Source organism: Actinosynnema pretiosum (assembly GCF_024171695.1).
In the GTDB taxonomy this organism is placed as follows: domain Bacteria; phylum Actinomycetota; class Actinomycetes; order Mycobacteriales; family Pseudonocardiaceae; genus Actinosynnema; species Actinosynnema pretiosum.
Window position 1 is genome coordinate 211,776 of the sequence record NZ_JAMTCF010000005.1, and the last position, 19,808, is coordinate 231,583.

The following is a 19,808-nucleotide window of genomic DNA, read 5'->3' on the forward strand; positions in this document are numbered from 1 at the left end:
ACCGCAGGGGGATGAACCGAGATGAGTGAAGTGGGCAAGTCTGCCGGACCTACCCGACGCAGCCTGCTCAGAGGACTGGCCGCGACCGCCGTCGCGGCCGGAGCGCCCGCTCTCCTGCCCGCGCGGGCGTCCGCGGCGCGCCGGACGACCCACGACGTCGTCGTCGTGGGCGCCGGCTTCGCGGGCGCCACGGCGGCGCGGGAGCTGGCGCGGAAGGGCTTGCGCGTCCTGGTGCTGGAAGCGCGGGGCCGCGTCGGCGGTCGCGTGTGGACCAGCGAGTTCGAGGGCGCGCGGATCGAGCTCGGCGGGAACTGGGTCGACCCCATGCAGACCACCGTGTGGCGGGAGATCGAGCAGCAGGGCGTCGGGATGCTCGCGGACCAGGGCGCCGAGCGCGTCGTCTTCCCGAGCGGGAACGGGTTCGGGTTCCTCGCGCCGGAGGAGGCGTTCGGCAGGCAGGGCGAGCTGCTCGCCAGGTTCGCCGAGCGCTCCCGCGAGCTGTTCCCCGACCCGCTCGACCCGCTCGCGCGGGCCGACCTGCTGCGCGCGCCGGACGCGCTGACCGTGCTGGCCAGGCTGGACGAGATGGGCCTGTCCGCGCTGGACCGCAAGTGGCTGACCGGCGCGACCGGCGGCCTCGGCGGCAGCTCGGCGCGCGCCGCGTACACCCAGTTCCTGCACTGGTGGGCGCTGTGCGGCCACGACGCCGGGCTGTACTACGGCATCAACACCTACAAGCCCTCGGGCGGGCTGGGCTCCGTGCTCTCGGCGATCCTGGCCCAGTCGCGGGCCGAGGTGCGGCTGCGCGCCCCGGTCGCCTCGATCGCCGACGACGGGCGGCGGGTGACCGTCCGCACCCGCGCCGGTTCCGAGCACGTGGCCGGGGCCGTCGTGGTGGCGGTGCCGGTGAACACCTGGCGCTGCATCGACTTCGCGCCCGGCCTGCCCCCGGAGAAGCTCCGGGCGGCGGACCAGACGATCGGCGTGCCCAACGCCAAGAAGTTCGTGGTGCACCTGGGCGAGGGGTTCGGCAACACCTACGTGCACACCCCCGAGGGGTACCCGGTCGACACGCTCGTCCCGCTGCAGCGGACCTCCAGGGGCTGGCTGGCGGCGGGGTTCAGCGGGGACCCCGCGCTCGACGTCAACGACCCGGCGCGAGTCCGGGAGGCGATCAGGCTCGTCGTCCCGGACGCCGAGGTGCTGGCCGTGCGCGGTCAGGACTGGGGCGCCGACCCGCACTCGCGCGGCGGCTGGGCCTTCCGCAGGCCGGGGCAGCTGACCGGGCTGCTCCGGCCCGCCCAGCGACCGCACGGGCGGATCTCCTTCGCCACCAGCGACATCGCCTCCGGGTGGAGCGGTTACGTCGAGGGCGCGATGGAGTCCGGGCTGACCGCCGCCGCGCAGGTGGCGACCCGCGTCGCGGCCTGACCGGGGTGCGGCCCGCCCGGCTTCGGGTCGGGTGGGTCGCACCCACGGGCGTGCGGGAGCGGTGCTGGTGCGCGCGGCGACGGCGAGTCGGGCTGCAGCGGGTGCCCGGTGGCAGGAGTCCGGTGACGACGAGTCCGGGAGCACCGGACGGGGAGGGGTTTTCCGTGCTGGCAGAACGAGGTCCGGCGCCCGGCGCGCGGGAGTACGACTACGTCGTGGTGGGCGCGGGGTCGGCGGGGTGCGCCGTCGCGGCCAGGCTATCCGAGGACCCCGCAGTCTCGGTCGCGCTGGTGGAGGCGGGCGGGCCCGCCGAGCACCCGGACATCGCCGTGCCGCTGGGCGCGCTCGACCTCATCGGGTCCGAGGTGGACTGGGCGTTCAGCACCGGGCCGCAGGCCGGGATGGGCGGTCGGGTCGTGCCGTGGCCGCGCGGGCGGGTGCACGGCGGGTCGTCGGCCGTGAACTTCCAGATGTGGCTGCCCGGCCACCCCGCCGACTTCGACGACTGGCCGCCGTCCTGGTCCTGGCGCGCCGTGGAGCCGTTCCTGCGCCGCGCCGAGCGCTGGGCGGGCGAGCCCGGCGACGGGGGCGCGCTCGGCGTCGACGGGCCGCTGTGGATCTCCCCGCAGCGCGACCCCGACCCGAGCACCGAGCGCTTCCTCGGCGCGTGCGAGGAGGTCGGGCTCAAGCGCGTCGAGGTCGGCCCCGGAAACCCGGACGGCGTCGGCTGCGCGCCCACCCCTGTCACCCAGCGGGACGGCGCGCGCTGGAGCAGCGCCGACGGCTACCTCGCGCCCGCGCTCGGCAGGCCCAACCTGGACCTGCGGGACCGGGCGCTCGCGCACCGCGTGCTGCTCGACGCCGACCGCCGCGCCACGGGCGTGCTGCTCGTGGGCGGGGAGGTGCTGACCGCCCGGCGCGAGGTCGTGCTGTCGGCGGGCGCGGTCGGCTCGCCGCACCTGCTGCTGCTGTCCGGGATCGGCCCGGCGGCCGAGCTGCGCGCGGCGGGCGTCGACCCGGTGCTGGACCTGCCGGTCGGCCGGGGGCTGCGCGACCACCTGATCCTGGACCTGGCGGTGGGCGTGCCGGGGGCGACCCGCTTCCTCGCCGACGGCCGCGACCGCTGGGCGCGGGAGCGGAGGGGGCCCGCGACGTCGAACATCGCCGAGGCGGTCGCCTTCTTCCGCGCCGACGGCGGCGAGGGGCCGCCCGACCTGGAGCTGATCTGGTCGCCGATGGCGTTCGCCCCCGACGGGACCCCCGTTCCCGGCTACACCGTCGGCGTCGTGCTGCTGCGCCCCCGCAGCCGGGGCGCGCTCACCCTGGAGCGCGCGGACCCGCGCGTCCCGCCGCGCATCGACCCCGGCTACCTGACCGACCCGGCCGACGCGCGCGCCCTCGCTGCCGGGGTGCGCTTCGCCGAGCGGGTGCTGCGCGCGGGCGCCCTGCGCGAGCCCGGCGCGCGGCTGCTCGACCCGTGGCCGGACGGGGACGCGCTGGAGGGGTACGCGCGGGAGCGGGCCTCCACCGTCTTCCACCCCGTCGGCACGTGCGCGCTCGGCGCGGTGGTCGACGAGCGGCTGCGGGTGCGCGGGGCCACCGGGCTGCGGGTGGCCGACGCGTCGGTCGTCCCCGAGGCCCCGCGCGGGCACACCCACGCCCACGCGGTCCTGGTCGCCGAGCGCGCGGCCGACCTGATCCGCGCGGACGGGCCGTGATCGCCGCGTTCCGCCCGCCCGTCCGGTGAATTCTTTCGTCCACTTCCGGAATCGACGTCCGCCAGCCGCCCCCGCGTCCGGGGGAGAGCGCTGAAACCCATTCCGTCCGCGGACCGGATCGTTTCACGAAGAGAGCTGAGGAACTGCCATGACCGTTCAGACCGATCTGGGAACCCTCGACCTCACCGACGACCCCGAGGTGCAGAACGAGGTGTTCCTGGCCGCTTTCAACTCGGGCCGGGGCGCGATCTTCGACAGCCTCTACCGGGACGACTCGATCTCCAACCTGTCCGGGGCCCCGCTGACCGGGCAGGCCCGCACCGACGCCATCACGGCGCTGCTCGCCACCGGGCCCGAGCTGAAGTCGACGGTGCGGTCCTACTACAGCACGGCGGACACCTCGCTGATCATCGTCGAGTACGACCTGGTGGTGACCAAGGAGGACGGCGGCAGGCAGCGCATCCTCGGCAGGTGCACCGACGTGCTGGTGCGCGACGACGAGGGCAAGTGGGTCATGGCCGTCGACCGGCCCGTGGCCGACTCCACCGAGGACCTGTCAGCCGAGGAGCTGTGAGCCGGGGGCCGACTCCGGGCGCCCGCGCGCCCGGAGCGGTCCGCGCGGGAGGAGGTGTGCCATGGACCTGGCCCCAGAGCTGTCCGGGGTGACCCCGGTCGAGATGCGCTCCACCCTGTCCCGGTTCGCGACCGGGGTCGTCGTGCTCACCGTCGGCGGCGAGCACGTCCACGGGATGACCGCGAACGCGTTCACCTCGGTGTCCCTGGAACCGCCGCTCGTGCTGTGCTGCGTGGCCAGGACGGCCGCCATGCACCGCGCGATCACCTCGGCGGGCCACTACGCGATCTCGGTGCTCAACGCCGACCAGGAGCACTGCGCCCGCCACTTCGCCGACCGCCGCAGGCCCGAGGGCCGGGCCCAGTTCGACGCCGTCGACTGGCTGCCGGGCCGCAGCACGGGGGCTCCGGTGCTGACCGACGCGCTGGCCTGGGTCGAGTGCGCGCTGGAGGAGGCGCACGAGGCGGGCGACCACTCGGTGTTCATCGGCCGCGTCCTGGGCGCCGGGCGGGAGGAGAGCGGGGCGGGACTGCTGTTCTTCGACGGGAACTACGGGAAGGCCCCCGCGCAGGCGGGCCGCTGACCCGCGCGCACCACCGCGCCCCCGACCTGAGCAGGTCGGGGGCGCGGTGGTGCGCGCGGGATGCGCCCGGCGGCCCAGGCCCTGTGCGGTCGGGGCTGGGGAGACGGGATGTGGCGGCCCTGACGCCAAGCCGTCGGCGCCCCGGCTGAGGTGGTCGCGGCCGTGGGATGCTCCCGGCGGCCCTGGCCCGGTGTGGTCGGTGGTGGTGCGTGGCCGTGCGGCGGGCGTCCAGCCTGCTACCGGGATCGCGGAGCGCCTTCCGCCTTCGCCTCGCTCGCTCCCCGCCTCTCCCCGCCCGCCACCCGCGCCCTGCCCGCCTCCGCCATGCGCTGCTCGCCGCCCATCCGCACCTTCCCGTCCGCGCACGGCAGAACCCGCCCACCCGGTGGGGGAACCGGGTGGGCGGGTCGTGTCGGCCGGGTCGGTCGGGGGGCGACCGGTCCGGCGGCGCCCCGGCGCGGCTGGGGGTCCGCGCCGGGGTTCGATCAGGGGATCGACCAGGCGCTCTCAGCCCGCGGGCAGCAGCCCGTCGCCCCCGCCGCGCAGCTCCGCGCACACCGCGCGCAGCCCCGTGACCAGGCGGCCGATCGCCGCGTCGGTGATCCCCACCGACGGCTCGAACCGCAGCGCGTGCGTGGCGCTCGCGGTCGGGAACACCCGGACCGCGTGCTCCCGCAGCAGGTAGCCGGACACCAGGTAGCCGAACAGCCCGGTCCGGGCGAACTCCGCCACCCCGCCCGTCCCGCCGCCCTGGTCGTGGAACTCCAGCCCGAGCATCAGCCCGCGCCCGCGCACCTCGGCCACCACGTCCGGGAACTCCTCGCGCACCGCCCGCAGCGCGGCGGCCAGCGCCCCGCCCCGCTCCTCGGCCGCCCGGTACAGCGCGCCGCCGTCCGCTTCCAGCAGCTCGACCACCCGCACGCCCAGGTGGCACGAGAGCGCGTCCTTGGCGAACGTGGAGCTGTGCAGCAGCTCGAAGTCCGGCAGGTACCGGTCGCGCCGCACCAGCAGCACCGACGACTTCGCCAGCCCGCCGCCCAGCGCCTTGGCCAGCACCACGTAGTCGCCGAGCAGCCCGACGTGCGAGGCCGCGTAGAACGCGCCCGTGCGACCGACGCCGCACTGCACCTCGTCGACCACCACCGGGAACCCGGCCAGGTCGGCCGCCGCCCTGATCTCGCGCGCCACCTCGGCGTCCAGCACCCGGATGCCGCCCTCGCCCTGCACCGGCTCGACGAAGAACGCCGCCACCACCGGCACGTCGCGCTCCACCAGCGCCCCGTCCACGACGTCCAGCACGGTCACCCGCTCGGCCTCGACCGCCTTGGCGACCTCACCCGGCGGCACGAACCTGGCCTGCGCGGCCATCGCCTTGAACGGCAGCCGGTAACCGGGGTTGTGGGTCAGCTGCACGCTGCCCGCGAGCTTGCCGTGGAACGCGCCCTCCAGCGCCAGGAACACCGGCGGCAGGTCGAACCGGCCCGCGTTGTGCGCCCGCGCCCGCGCGGCCAGCGCCGGTTCCGCGCCCGCCAGGTGCTCCTCCACCTCGGCGCGCAGCGCGGCGACCCGGCCCGCCCGGTCGAGCTCGGCGTGCTTCATCGCCACCTCGACCGCCTCCGCGCCGGTGTTGGCGAAGATCGCCGAGTACGGCCGGTCGACGCCGAACTCGCGCCACAGCACCCGGTTGAGCGCCAGCGCCAGCTCGTTGGCGTACGGGTGGTACGAGAACTGGGCGTGCACGGGCGCGTCCGCCGCCAGCAGCTCGCGGGCCCGCTCCACCAGCGCGGGGTGGTTGTGCCCCAGCACCAGCGAGCCGTAGCCGCCGACGAAGTCGTCCACCGGGGCGGGCCCGTCCGGGGTGGCGCGCCACAGCACGTCGCCCCGCGCCCGCACGTACTCCGCGTCCAGCCCCAGCTGCGTCAGCAGCCCGCGCAGGTGCGCCTCGGCCAGCTCGGGCGCGGCGCCCGCGCCCACGTCGGCGGCCACGTCAGTTGTCGCCGAACGGGTTGTCGACGGCGTAGCGCCACCGACCGTCGGCGCCCTTGCGCAGCACGTCCAGGCCCGTGCCGGACAGCGGCTCGCCGTCCTCCACCTCGAACGTCCAGTCCACCACCAGCAGCGCGGTGTCCCCGGTGACGTAGGACTCCCGCAGCTCGGCGGTCATCCGGGGAGCGGACGCCATGAACTCCTCGATGGTCCGCTCGTGCTCGGCGCCGGACACCGGCAGGTCCGGCTCCCACACCGACACCGCGTCCTCGGTGTAGAGGTTGAGCACCGCCGCGCTGTCACCGGAGTTCATCGCGCGCACGTACAGGGCCGTCATCTTGGTCGCGTCGGTGGGGAGCTCGAACTCCTCAGCGGTCGTGGTCATGGCGAACCACTCCTTTTCTGCGGGTATCGGCCAAATGGCGATCCGGACGTTATCGGGGGTGCGGTCACGGACCGGTAATCGCGCGGCCCGAGAACGCCCGGCTACCGGTCCGTGACTGGTTCCGCGCCATTTCTCGGTAGGAACGGGGGGCAACAGCAATCCCCGGTGCGGAAGGGCGGCCGATGACGAACGTGGATGACGCGGTGGCGGTGGTCGGACTGTCCTGCCGGTTGCCGGGCGCGCCCGATCCCGACGCCTTCTGGCGGCTGCTCGTGGACGGCGGGCACTCGGTGACCGAGGTCCCCGACGACCGGGCGGGCGGGCTGCGGGGCGTCCCCGCCGAGGCGGGCGCGCGGTTCGGCGCGTTCCTGGAGCGGGTGGGCGACTTCGACGCCGACTTCTTCGGCGTGTCCCCGCGCGAGGCCGCGGCCACCGACCCGCAGCAGCGGCTGGTGCTGGAGCTGGTGTGGGAGGCCCTGGAGGACGCGGGCATCGTCCCCGAGCGGTTGGCGGGCAGCGCCTCGGCGGTGTTCGTGGGCGCGCTGCGCGACGACTACGCGACCCTGGTGCTCGGCAGCGGCGCGATCACCCAGCACACCAACACCGGCACCCACCGGGGGATCATCGCCAACCGGGTCTCGTTCGCGCTCGACCTGCGCGGGCCCAGCGTCGTGGTGGACACCGCGCAGTCGTCGTCGCTGGTTGCCGTGCACGTGGCGGCGCGCGCGGTGCGCTCCGGCGAGGTCCCGCTGGCGATCGCGGCGGGGGTGAACCTCAACCTGCTGGCGGAGGGCGCGGAGGGCGCGCGCCGGTTCGGCGGGCTGTCGCCGGACGGGCGGTGCCGGACCTTCGACGCGGGCGCCAACGGCTACGTGCGCGGCGAGGGCGCGGCGGCCGTGGTGCTCAAGCCGCTGCGCCGGGCGCTCGCGGACGGAGACGACGTCCGCGCGGTGCTCCTGGGCAGCGCGGTCAACAACGACGGGGCCACGCCGGGGCTGACCGTGCCGGACGCGCGCGCCCAGGAGCTGGTGATCAGGGCCGCCCTGGAGCAGGCCGGGGTGACCCCGGACCAGGTCCAGTACGTGGAGCTGCACGGCACCGGCACCCCGGTCGGCGACCCGGTCGAGGCGGCGGCGCTGGGCGCGGTGTTCGCCGGGCGAGCGGAACCGCTGGCGGTCGGGTCGGTGAAGACCAACGTCGGCCACCTGGAGGGCGCGGCGGGCATCACCGGGCTGGTGAAGGTGCTGCTGGCGATCCGGCACCGCGCGCTGCCCGCGACGCTCAACCACACCACGCCGAACCCCGCGATCCCGCTGGCCGAACTGGGGCTGACCGTCCACACGGGACTGTCGGGGTGGGCGGCGCCCGACCGCAGGCTCGTGGCGGGGGTGAGCTCGTTCGGGATGGGCGGCACGAACGCGCACGTGGTGGTGGCGGAGCCGCCGCCGGTGGGGGAGGGCGCGGGAACATCCTTTGTGGACTTCGGAACGTCGTCGGCCCCGACCGAACTCGCGCCGGTGGCCGACCCCGCGCTGGCAGTCAATCCCGCGCAGGCGAACCATCCCGCGCCGGTCGCGGTGCCCCTCTCCGGGCGCACCCCCGCCGCCCTGCGCGCGCAGGCCGACCGGCTGCGCCGGGTCGACGGCGCGCCCGCCGACCTCGGCTGGTCCGTCGCCACCACCCGCACCGCGTTCGAGCACCGGGCCGTCGTGGTCGCCGCCGACCGGGCCGGGCTCGACGTCGGGCTCGACGCGCTCGCCTCCGGGGCGCCCGACCCCGCCGTGGTGGTCGGTTCCGGTGGCGGCGGTTCGCTCGGCTTCCTGTTCACCGGGCAGGGCGCGCAGCGCGCGGGCATGGGATCGCGGCTGCGCCTGGCGTTCCCCGCGTTCGCCGCCGCCTTCGACGAGGTGTGCGCCGCGCTCCACCCGCACCTGCCCCGCGACCTGCGCGAGGTGATCGCGACCGGGACCGGGCTGGACGGCACGGAGTGGGCGCAGCCCGCGCTGTTCGCGGTCGAGGTCGCCGCCCACCGGCTCGCCGGGTCCTGGGGCCTGACGCCGTCCGCGCTCGTCGGCCACTCGGTCGGCGAGGTCGCCGCCGCGCACGTGGCGGGCGTGCTGTCCCTGCCCGACGCGGCCCGGCTGGTCGCCGCGCGCGGCAGGCTCATGGGCGCGCTGCCGCCCGGTGGCGCGATGATCGCCGTCGAGGCCGCCGAGGACGAGCTCGACCTGCCCGCCGGGGTGTGCCTCGCGGCGGTGAACGGGCCGCGCTCCCTGGTCCTGTCCGGCGAGGAGGGGCCGGTCGCGCGGTGCGCGGAGGAGCTGCGCGCCCAGGGCCGCCGCACCACGCGGCTCCCGGTGAGCCACGCCTTCCACTCGCACCTGGTCGACCCGGCGCTGGAGCCGTTCCGCGAGGTCGTCACCGGACTCGACCTGCGCCCCGCGCGCCTGACCGTCGTGTCCTCCAGGACCGGCCGCGTCGAGGACCTCACCGACCCCGACCACTGGGTGCGCCAGATCCGCGAGCCCGTCCGGTTCGCCGACGCCGCCCTCGCCGCCGGGGCCGACCTGCACGTCGAGCTGGGCCCGGACGGCGTGCTGTCCGCGCTGGCGGGCGCGCTCGGCCTGCGCGCCGTCCCGCTCCTGCGCGCCGGGGCCGACGAGGCGGTCACCGCCCTGACCGCGCTCGGCACGGCCCACGCGCGCGGCTTCGAGGTCCGCTGGCCCGGCGTCTACGCGGGCACGGGCGCCCGACGCGTGCCCCTGCCGACCTACCCGTTCCAGCGCGAGCACCACTGGTTCACCACCACGACACCCGCCCCGGCGCCCACGGGCGCCCGGCCGCCCGCAGGCGCACCCGCCGCAGCACCCGCAGCGACCCGGCCTGCCGCGCCCGCCACGTCCACCGGAGCCCTCCCCGCCCACGAGGTCGCAGACCTGGTCCTCGCGCACGTCGCCGCCGTGCTCGGCAGGCGCGACCCCGCAGGCGTCGACCGGACCCTGACCTTCCGCGCGCTCGGCCTGGACTCCCTCATGGGCGTCGAACTCCGCGAGGCCCTCGCCACCGCCCTGGACCGCCCCCTGCCCACCGGCCTGCTCTACGACCACCCCACCCCCGGCGACCTCGCCGCCCACCTCGCGAGCGCCGAGACCCCGGAGTCCCCCCAACCGCCCACACCCGACGGCGACCCCGCCGAGCCCATCGCCGTCATCGGCATGGCCTGCCGCTACCCCGGCGACGTCGCCTCCCCCGAGGACCTCTGGCGGCTCGTCGCCGACGAGCGCGACGCCGTCGGCCCGTTCCCCACCGACCGGGGCTGGCCCGCCGACCTCTACCACCCCGACCCGGACCGCTCGGGCGCCAGCTACGTCCGCGAGGGCGGCTTCCTGACCGGCGCGGCCGAGTTCGACGCCGGGTTCTTCGGCATGTCCCCGCGCGAGGCGCTGGCCACCGACCCGCAGCAGCGCCTGCTCCTGCACACCGCGTGGGAGGCCGTCGAGCGCGCCGGCCTGGACCACGCCGCGCTGCGCGGCACCCGCACCGGCGTGTTCGTCGGCGGCACCTCCGGCGACTACGGGCCGAGGATGCACGAGGCGGGCGAGCGCTCCGAGGGCCACGTGCTCACCGGCTCCGCGCCCAGCGTCCTGTCCGGCCGCATCGCCTACCACCTCGGCCTCGTCGGCCCCGCGCTCACCGTCGACACGGCCTGCTCGTCCTCGCTGGTCGCGCTGCACCTGGCGGTCCGCTCGCTGCGCTCGGGCGAGTCGAGCACCGCCATCGCGGGCGGCGTCTCGGTGCTGGCCGCGCCCGGCATGTTCCTGGAGTTCTCCCGCCAGCACGGCCTGTCCGCCGACGCCCGCTGCAAGTCGTTCTCCGCCGACGCCGACGGCACCGCGTGGGCGGAGGGCGTGGGCCTGCTCGTCCTGGAGCGGCTCTCCGACGCCCGCCGCAACGGCCACCGCGTGCTCGCCCTGATCCGGGGCAGCGCGATCAACTCCGACGGTGCCTCCAACGGCCTCACCGCCCCCAGCGGGCGCGCCCAGCGGCAGGTCATCCGGCACGCCCTGGCCGACGCGGGCCTGGCGACCGGCGACGTCGACCTGGTGGAGGCGCACGGCACCGGCACCGCGCTCGGCGACCCGGTCGAGGCCGAGGCGATACTCGCCACCTACGGCCACGACCGCGACCGCCCGCTGTGGCTCGGCTCGCTCAAGTCCAACCTCGGCCACACCCAGGCCGCCGCGGGCGTCGGCGGGGTGATCAAGCTCGTGCAGGCCATGCGGCACGGCGTCCTCCCGCGCACCCTGCACGTCACCGAGCCCACCCCGCGCGTGGACTGGTCGGCGGGCGACGTGCGGCTGCTCACCGAGTCCCGCGCCTGGCCCGACGGCCGCCCGCGCCGCGCCGGGGTGTCGTCGTTCGGCATCAGCGGCACCAACGCGCACGTCGTCCTGGAGCAGGGCGACCCGGAGCGCGCCGCCACCCGCGTCCCGGCCACCACCCCCGTCCCGTGGCTGCTGTCCGGCCCCGACGCCGACGCCGTCCGCGCCCGCGCCTCACAGCTCGCCGCGCTGCCCGACCCGGACGTCGTCGGCGTCGCCCGCGCGCTGGCCGCCCGCTCCCCGTTCGAGCACCGGGCCGCCGTCGTCGGCGTCACCGCCGAGGACTTCGCGCGGGCGCTGGCCGACGTCACGCCGGTGCGCGCCGTCGCGGGCGCCCGCACCGCCGTGCTGCTCACCGGCCAGGGCAGCCAGCGCGCGGGCATGGGCCGCGAGCTGGCCGCCGCCCACCCGGTGTTCGCCGCCGCCTTCGACGAGGCGTGCGCCGCGCTCGACCCGCACCTGGACCGGCCGCTGCGCGACGTCGTGCTCGGCGACGGCCCCGAGCTGCACGAGACCCGCTACGCCCAGCCCGCGCTGTTCGCGTTCGAGGTCGCCCAGCACCGGCTCGCCGAGCACCACGGCCTGACCCCCGACCTGCTGGCGGGCCACTCGCTCGGCGAGCTGGTCGCCGCCCACCTCGCGGGCGTGCTGACCCTGCCCGACGCGGCGCTGCTGGTCGCCGCGCGCGGCAGGCTCATGCAGGCCGCGCGGCCAGGCGGCGTGATGGTCGCCGTCCAGGCCGACGAGCGGGACGTGGTGCTGCCCGACGGGGTGTGCCTCGCGGCCGTCAACGGTCCCGGCTCGCTCGTCCTGTCCGGCGACGAGGGCCCGGTGCTGGAGCTGGCCGCCCGCTTCCCCCGCGCCCGCAGGCTCGCGGTCAGCCACGCCTTCCACTCGCACCACGTGGACGGGGTGCTCGACGAGTTCCACGCGATCGCCGCGACCGTCGAGCACCACGAGCCCCGGCTGCCCGTGGTGTCCTCGGTGACCGGCGAGCCGCTCGACGCCTCCGCCGACCACTGGACCCGCCACGTCCGCGCCACCGTGCGCTTCCAGGACGCGGTGCGCGCGCTGCGCGACCTCGGCGCGGGCGTGTTCGTCGAGGTGGGCCCGGACGCCGTGCTGGCCCCGCTGGTCCGCGCCCAGGGCGCGCCCGCCGTCGCCCTCGGCCGCGCGGGCCGCCCCGAGGTGGAGGTGTTCACCCGAGGCCTGGCCGAGGCGCACGCGCTCGGCGCGCCGCTGGACCTCGCCTCCCTCGTCCCGGACGCCGAACCGGCCCCGCTGCCCACCCAGCCGTTCCGGCGCGACCGCTACTGGCTCACCGGGCCCGCCCGCGCCTCCGCGCTGGTCGACACGACCGTCGAGCTGGCCGAGCCGGGCGCGCTCGTGCTGTCCGGCCGGGTCTCGCTGGCCGCGCAGCCGTGGCTGGCCGGGCACGTCGTCGACGGCGCGGTGCTGGTGCCCGCCACCGCGTTCCTGGACCTCGCGCTCGGCGCGGGCGCCCGCGCCGGGTTGCCCAGGGTGGACGAGCTGACCCTGGAGAAGCCGCTGCTCGTGCCGGCCACCGGCGAGGTGGAGGTGCAGGTCGAGGTCCGCGACGGCCGCTTCACCGTGCACTCCCGCGCGGACGGCTGGCTGCGGCACGCCTCCGGCCTGCTCGCCCCGGCCGCCGCCGAGCCCGAGCCGGTGCTGGTGCCCGAGCACGCGGTCCTCGAGCCCGTCGACGACGCCTACGCCAGGCTCGCCGCCCTCGGCTACGACTACGGCGACCCGTTCCGGGGGCTGCGCGGCCTGTGGCGCGACGGCGACGTGCGCTACGCCGAGGTGGCCGTCGACACCGGGGACCGGGCGTTCACCGCGCACCCGGCGCTGCTCGACGCCCTGCTGCACCCGATGGTGCTGCGCCCCGCCGACGGCTCCCTCCTGCTGCCGTTCGCCTGGCGCGGCGTCGAGCTGGCCGCCGAGGGCGTCACCGAGCTGCGCGCCCGGATCACCCCGGTCGGCCCCGACGAGTACGCCGTCGCCATCGCGGACGGCGCGGGCAGGCCGCTCGGCTCGGTCGACGCGGTCACCCTGCGCGCCACCCCCAGGGGGGCGCTCGCCTCGGCCCCGGTGTTCACCGTGGAGTGGCCCGAGGTGCCCGCGGACCTGCCGGTCGGCGAGCACGTCGTGGTGCCGCCCTCGGGCGCGGGCGACCCGAGCGCCGCCGTGCGCCGCGCGCTGGCCCTGGTCAAGGACTGGCTGGCCGAGGAGCACGACCCGACCGAGCGGCTGGTCCTGCGCACCTGGGGCGCGGTCGCCGCGGGCGGGCCGGTGCGCGACCTGGCGGGCGCGGCCGTGTGGGGCCTGGTGCGAGCGGTGCAGTCCGAGCACCCGGACCAGGTCGTCGTGGTCGACGCCGAGCGCGACGAGGACGTCGCCGCCGCGCTGGCCACCGGCGAGCCGCAGGTGGCCGTGCGCGGCGGTCGCTGCCTCGCGCCGCGCCTGGTCCGCGCCGACCTGCCCGCCGCCGCGCCGGTCCGCCTGGACGGCGCGGTGCTGGTCACCGGCGGCACCGGCGGGCTGGGCGCGCTGGTGGCCCGGCGGCTGCACGAGCGGCACGGGGTGCGCGACCTGCTGCTGGTGAGCAGGCGCGGCCCGGACGCCCCCGGCGCCCGCGAGCTGGCCGACGAGCTGGGCGCGCGGGTCGTGGCCTGCGACGTGTCCGACCGGGACGCGCTGGCCGCGCTGCTGGCGGGCGAGCGGCTCGCCGCCGTCGTGCACGCGGCGGGCGTGCTGGACGACGCGACCGTCGCCGCCCTCACGGACGAGCAGGTGGACCGGGTGCTGGCGGGCAAGGCGGACGCGGCCCGGCACCTGCACGAGCTGGCGGGGGACGTGGACGCGTTCGTGCTGTTCTCCTCCGTCTCCGGCGTGCTCGGCACGGCGGGGCAGGCGAACTACGCCGCCGCGAACACCTACCTGGACGCCTTGGCCCAGCACCGCCGCGACCTCGGCCTCGCGGGCGTCTCGCTCGCCTGGGGCCTGTGGGACGCGGGCATGGGGGAGGCGCTGTCCGAGGCCGACGTCGCCCGCTGGGCCCGCTCGGGGGTGGCGCCGCTGTCACCGGAGCGCGGACTGGAGCTGTTCGACCGGGCGCTGCTCGGCGGGCTGCGGGCTCGTGGCGACCGGGGCGCGTCCGATGGGGGCGCGCCTGAGCAGGCGGTGTCCGGCCGAACCACGCCCAGCCGAGCCGAGTCCGATGGGCCCGCGTCAGGACAGGCCGCGTCCGATGGGCCCGCCGCCAACGGCCCCGCCCCCGCCCAACCCCTGCCCACCGTCCCGGCGCTGCTGGTGCCCGCCGCGCTGGAGCCCGGCCGGGTCGACCCCGGTGGCGCGGTGCCCGCGCCGCTGCGCGGCCTCGTGCGGGTCAGGACCGCCCCGGCCGCCGTCGCCTCGGGTGCGGGCGCGTTCACCGGCTCGTCCGCGCTCGACCTGGTGCTCAGGTCCGCCGCCGCCGCGCTCGGGCACGCCGACCCGGCCGCCGTCGACCCCGAGCGGGCGTTCCGGGAGCAGGGCTTCGACTCGCTCGCGGGCGTCGACCTGCGCAACCGGCTCATCGCCGCCACCGGCCTGCGCCTCCCCCCGACCCTGGTGTTCGACCACCCCACCCCCGCAGGGCTGGCCGCGCACCTCGCGGGCGCCGCCGGACCCGCCACCCCCACCGCGCCCACCCCGAGGAGGGCCCCGGACGAGCCGATCGCGATCGTGGGCATGGCCTGCCGCTACCCCGGCGGCGTGTCCTCGCCCGAGGACCTGTGGCGGTTGGTCGCGGACGGCGTGGACGCGGTGAGCGGCTTCCCGGTGAACCGTGGCTGGGACCTGGACTCGCTCTACGACCCGGACCCCGAGCGCGTCGGCACCAGCTACACCCGCCACGGCGGCTTCCTGCACGACGCGGACCTGTTCGACGCCGAGTTCTTCGGCATGTCCCCGCGTGAGGCCCTGGCGACCGACCCGCAGCAGCGGCTCCTGCTGGAGACCGCGTGGAAGACGTTCGAGGACGCCGGGGTCACCCCCGAGTCGCTGCGCGGCACCCGGACCGGCGTGTTCACCGGCGTCATGTACGACGACTACGCGTCCCGCCTGCCGGAGACCCCCGGCGAGGTCGAGGGCTTCCTGCTGGCGGGCAACACCTCCAGCGTGGTCTCCGGCCGCCTCGCCTACACCTTCGGGCTCGAAGGCCCCGCGATCACCGTCGACACCGCCTGCTCCTCCTCCCTGGTCGCCCTGCACCTGGCCGCGCAGGCGCTGCGCGGCGGCGAGTGCGACCTGGCGCTCGCGGGCGGCGTCACCGTCATGGCGGGCCCCGGCACGTTCGTCGAGTTCTCCCGCCAGCGCGGGCTGTCCCCGGACGGCCGCTGCAAGTCGTTCTCCGCCGACGCCGACGGCACCGGCTGGGCCGAGGGCGTCGGGCTGCTGCTGGTGACCACCCTGTCCGAGGCCCGCCGCCGGGGCATGGACGTGCTGGCCGTCGTGCGCGGCAGCGCGGTCAACTCCGACGGCGCCTCCAACGGCCTCACCGCCCCGAGCGGCCCCGCCCAGGAGCGGGTGATCCGCTCCGCGCTGGCGGCGGCCCGGCTCTCCGGACCCGACGTCGACCTGGTCGAGGCGCACGGCACCGGCACCACCCTCGGCGACCCCATCGAGGCGACCGCGCTGCTCTCGGTCTACGGGCAGGAGCGCGAGCACCCGCTGTGGCTGGGCTCCCTGAAGTCCAACATCGGCCACTCCCAGGCCGCTGCGGGCGTCGGCGGCATCATCAAGGTCGTCCAGGCCATGCGGCACGGGATCATGCCGCGCACGCTGCACGTCGGCGAGCGCACCGACCACGTGGACTGGTCGTCCGGCGCGGTCGAGCTGCTCGCCGAACCCCGCGCCTGGCCCGACGACCGGCCTCGGCGCGCCGGGGTCTCCTCCTTCGGCATCAGCGGCACCAACGCCCACGTCATCCTCGAACAGGCCCCCACCACCCCCGAACCCCGCCGGGAGCCGACCACCGGCCCCACCGCCCTGCTGCTGTCCGCCCGCGACGGCGCGGCGCTGCGCGCCCAGGCCACCCGCCTGCGCGCCCACCTCCTCGCCCACCCCGACCTCGACCCCGCCGACGCGGCCCTCACCCTGGCGGGCCGGTCCCGGCTGCCCGAGCGCGCCGCCGTCGTCGGCGACCGCGACGCCCTGCTGCGCGGCCTCGCCGACCTCGACGGTCCCCAGGTCGTCCTCGGCGGCGGCGCGGGACGCGGCAGGACCGCGTTCCTGTTCACCGGCCAGGGCAGCCAGCGCCTCGGCGCGGGCCGCGAGCTGGCCGCCTGGTCCCCGGTGTTCCGGGACGCGCTCGACGAGGTGTGCGCGCGCTTCGACCCGGTGCTGGAGCGGCCACTGCGGGCGGTGCTGTTCGCCGAGCCCGACACCGCCGACGCGGCCCTGCTCGACCAGACCCGCTACACCCAGGCCGCCCTGTTCGCCGTCGAGGTCGCGCTGGCCCGCTTCGCCGAGGACCGGGGCGTGCGCCCGGACGTCGTGCTCGGCCACTCCATCGGCGGGGTCGTCGCCGCGCACGTCGCGGGCGTGCTCGACCTGGCGGACGCGTGCACGCTCGTCGCGGCGCGCGGCAAGGCCATGCAGGCCGCCCGCGACGACGGTGCGATGGCCGCGGTCGAGGCCACCGAGGACGAGGTGCGCGCCGCGCTGCGGCCGGGGGTGGCGATCGCCGCCGTCAACGGGCCCCGCTCGGTCGTCGTCTCCGGCGACGGCCACGCGGTCGCCCGCGTCCTGGCCGACTGGCGCTCCAGGGGGAGGCGGGGCCGCGCGCTCGTGGTCAGCCACGCCTTCCACTCGCCGCACATGGACGAGGTCCTGGAGGGCTTCCGCGCCGACCTGGCGGGCATCGCGTTCCGCGAGCCCCGGATCACCGTCGTCTCCGACCTGACCGGCGAGCCCGCGACCTCGAACCAGCTGCGCAACCCCGACTACTGGGTGCGGCACATCCGCGAGTCCGTGCGCTTCCTGGACGCCGTGCGCGCCGCCGAGCGGTCCGGCGTCACCGAGTTCGTCGAGCTGGGCCCGGACGCCGTGCTCACCGCCCTCACCCGCCAGTGCCTGCTCGGCGAGCCGGGCAGCGCGGTCCCGCTGCTGCGCGCCGGGCGACCGGAGCCGCAGAGCGCGCTCACCGCGCTGGCCACCCTGCACACCAGGGGAGTCCCGGTGCGCTGGGACTTCCCCGGCGCGCGACCGGCGCCGCTGCCCACCTACCCGTTCCAGGGCCGCCGGTTCTGGCTCGACGCGCCCACCACGTCCCGCCCGGCGGCGGGGCTGCGCCGCACCGGCCACCCGGTGCTCGGCGCGGCCGTGGAGGTGGCGGGCGACGGCGGCCCGGTCGTGCTCACCGGGCGCGTCTCGGCCTCCGGCTGGTGGGCCGACCACCGGGTGCGCGCCGACGTCCTGCTGCCGGGGGCCGCGTTCGCCGAGCTGGCGCTCGCGGCCGGGCGGCTCGCGGGCGCCCCGCACCTGGCGGAGCTGACCCTGGCCGCGCCGCTGGCGCTGGGCGCGGTCGACCTGCAGGTCGTCGTCGCCCCGCCCGGCGGGGAGCGCCGCGCCGTCACCGTCCACTCGCGCGCGGACGGCGGCGACTGGGAGCTGCACGCCACCGGCGCGCTCACCGGGCGAGCGCCCGAGCCCTCGGGCGTCGGGCAGTGGCCGCCGCCGGACGCCGAACCGGTCGACCTCGGCGGCGTCTACGAGCGGCTCGCCGACCACGGCTACCACTACGGCGCGGCGTTCCGGGGCCTGCGGGCGGTGTGGCGGCGCGGCGCGGAGGTCTTCGCCGAGCTGGCCACCCCGGAGCCCACCACCGGGTTCCTGGTGCACCCGGCGCTGCTCGACGCGGCGCTGCACGTGCTGCTGCCCGGTGTGGTGGACGAGGACGCCGACCCGGTGGTGCCGTTCGCCTGGCACGGCGTCCACGCGCACGACGGCGGCCCGGCCACCCGCGCCAGGCTCACCAGGGCGGACGGCTCCGTCAGCCTCGTGCTGGCCGACGACGCGGGCGCGCCCGTGCTGGAGGTCGACGAGCTGGTGCTGCGCCCGCTCGGGGCGGGCGCGCCCCGCGCCGACCTGCACGCCCTGACCTGGCGGGCGGCGGGCGGGACGACCGCGCCCACTCCCGTCCCGCCCCGGCACCGGGTGCGCGCCACCGGCCGCGCCGCCGTGCACGAGGCGCTGACCGCGCTGCGCGGCGCGGGCGACCGGCTCGCCGTGGTGATCGGCGACGGCGTGGAGCAGGCGGCCGTGCGCGGCCTGGTCCGCACCGCGCAGGCCGAGCAGCCCGGCCGGTTCCTCCTCGCCTCGGTCGACGCCGACGCCGACCCCGGTGCCGGGCAGGCGCTCGACGCCGCGCTGGCGCTGGGCGAGCCCGAGGTCGCGGTGCGCGGCGGCCAGGTCCTGGTGCCCAGGCTGACCCGCTCGGCGGGCGCCGGGAACGGGGTCGACTGGGGCTGCGGCCCGGTGCTGCTGACCGGCGCGACCGGCGCCCTCGGCGCCGCCCTGGCCAGGCACCTGGTCACCGGGCACGGGGTGCGCGAGCTGCTGCTGGTGAGCAGGCGCGGCCCGGACGCGCCCGGCGCGGCGGAGCTGGTCGCCGAGCTGGGCGGGCACGGCGCCCGCGCCACCGCGCTCGCCTGCGACGTGGCGGATCGTGGTGCGCTGGCGGGGTTGTTGGCCGAGCACCCGGTGACGGCGGTGGTGCACGCGGCGGGTGTGCTGGCGGACGGGACCCTGGAGTCGTTGTCCGCGGAGCAGGTGGACGTGGTGCTGCGGGCGAAGGTGGACGCGGCGTGGAACCTGCACGAGCTGGTGGGTGACGTGTCGGCGTTCGTGCTGTACTCGTCGGTTGCCGGTGTGCTGGGGACGGCGGGTCAGGCGAATTACGCCGCTGGCAATACTTTCCTGGACGCGTTGGCCGAGCACCGGCACGCGCTCGGTCTGCCCGCGGTGTCGATCGCCTGGGGTTTGTGGGAGTCGGACAGCGCGATGTCCGGCGGTCTGTCCGAAGTGGACCGCAAGCGCATCGCCAGGGCCGGACTGGTCCCCCTGCCCACCGCGACCGGGCTGGAGCTGTTCGACGCCGCCCTCGCCCACGGCGCGCCCGTGCTCGCCGCCACCGGGTTCGACCGGACCGCGCTGCGGGACCTGGTCGACCCGCCCGCCGCGCTGCGCGACCTGGTCCGCCCCCGACCCCGGCCCGCCGCCGCGCCCGAGGGCCGCGCGCCGGTCCCCACCACCGACCTGCCCGCGCTCGTCACCGCCCAGGTCGCCGCCGTCCTCGGCCACGACACCCCCGGCGCGATCGCGGGCGACCGCCCGTTCACCGACCTGGGGTTCGACTCGCTCACCGCCGTCGAGCTGCGCAACCGGCTCGGCGAGCGGCTCGGCCTGACCCTGCCCACCACCGTGGTGTTCGACCACCCGACCCCCGGCGCGCTCGCCGAGCACCTGACCGGGCTGCTGTCCCCGCGCGAGCAGGCCGGTCCGCTGCTGGACCGCCTCGACGCCGCGCTGCGCGACGGCCTGCTCGACCCGCGCGAGCTGGACCGGTTGCGCGCGCTGCTGGACCGGGGCGAGTCCCGGCCCGCCCAGGACACCGACCTCGACGCCGCCGACGACGACGCGCTGTTCGCGCTCGTCGACGAACTCGACTGACACGGGAGACGAC

At 77.3% G+C, this 19,808-nt stretch carries 7 protein-coding genes; 5 read left to right on the forward strand and 2 right to left on the reverse strand.

Features of this window, described 5'->3' with window-relative positions:
- Positions 1–21: 21 nt before the first annotated feature.
- The 4 genes from LV78_RS12230 to LV78_RS12245 all read left to right on the forward strand — a co-directional run bounded on the left by LV78_RS12230 (position 22) and on the right by LV78_RS12245 (position 4,306).
- Positions 22–1,431, forward strand: coding sequence for a flavin monoamine oxidase family protein (locus tag LV78_RS12230; RefSeq protein WP_253845171.1), 1,410 nt, complete (start codon positions 22–24; stop codon positions 1,429–1,431).
- 164 nt (positions 1,432–1,595) lie between these two features.
- Positions 1,596–3,149, forward strand: a complete 1,554-nt coding sequence (locus LV78_RS12235; protein ID WP_253845173.1) for a GMC family oxidoreductase — start codon at positions 1,596–1,598, stop codon at positions 3,147–3,149.
- A gap of 148 nt (positions 3,150–3,297) precedes the next feature.
- On the forward strand, positions 3,298–3,723 hold the full coding sequence (locus LV78_RS12240; RefSeq protein ID WP_253845175.1) for a YybH family protein: 426 nt from the start codon (positions 3,298–3,300) through the stop codon (positions 3,721–3,723).
- Between the two features lie 61 nt (positions 3,724–3,784).
- Positions 3,785–4,306, forward strand: a complete 522-nt coding sequence (locus tag LV78_RS12245; RefSeq protein ID WP_253845177.1) for a flavin reductase family protein — start codon at positions 3,785–3,787, stop codon at positions 4,304–4,306.
- Between the two features lie 507 nt (positions 4,307–4,813).
- Here the strand turns inward: LV78_RS12245 and LV78_RS12250 are convergent.
- Together LV78_RS12250 and LV78_RS12255 are read right to left on the reverse strand one after the other, a co-directional pair.
- Positions 4,814–6,292 carry an aspartate aminotransferase family protein gene (locus LV78_RS12250; protein ID WP_253845179.1) on the reverse strand — a complete coding sequence of 493 codons (1,479 nt, stop codon included), beginning with the start codon at positions 6,290–6,292 and terminating at the stop codon, positions 4,814–4,816.
- Between the two features lies 1 nt (position 6,293).
- Positions 6,294–6,677, reverse strand: coding sequence for a YybH family protein (locus LV78_RS12255; protein ID WP_253845181.1), 384 nt, complete (start codon positions 6,675–6,677; stop codon positions 6,294–6,296).
- A gap of 182 nt (positions 6,678–6,859) precedes the next feature.
- On the opposite strand from LV78_RS12255, the gene LV78_RS12260 reads away from it, so the two are divergent.
- Complete coding sequence (locus LV78_RS12260) at positions 6,860–19,795, forward strand: type I polyketide synthase (protein ID WP_253845183.1); 12,936 nt, start codon at positions 6,860–6,862, stop codon at positions 19,793–19,795.
- Positions 19,796–19,808: the final 13 nt, after the last annotated feature.

Excerpts from the sequence above, each read along its gene's own strand:
- LV78_RS12230 (WP_253845171.1), top strand. The coding sequence starts at position 22 with ATGAGTGAAGTGGGCAAGTCTGCCGGACCTACCCGACGCAGCCTGCTC.
- LV78_RS12240 (WP_253845175.1), top strand. The coding sequence starts at position 3,298 with ATGACCGTTCAGACCGATCTGGGAACCCTCGACCTCACCGACGACCCC.
- LV78_RS12245 (WP_253845177.1), top strand. The coding sequence starts at position 3,785 with ATGGACCTGGCCCCAGAGCTGTCCGGGGTGACCCCGGTCGAGATGCGC.
- LV78_RS12255 (WP_253845181.1), bottom strand. The coding sequence starts at position 6,677 with ATGACCACGACCGCTGAGGAGTTCGAGCTCCCCACCGACGCGACCAAG.
- LV78_RS12260 (WP_253845183.1), top strand. The coding sequence starts at position 6,860 with ATGACGAACGTGGATGACGCGGTGGCGGTGGTCGGACTGTCCTGCCGG.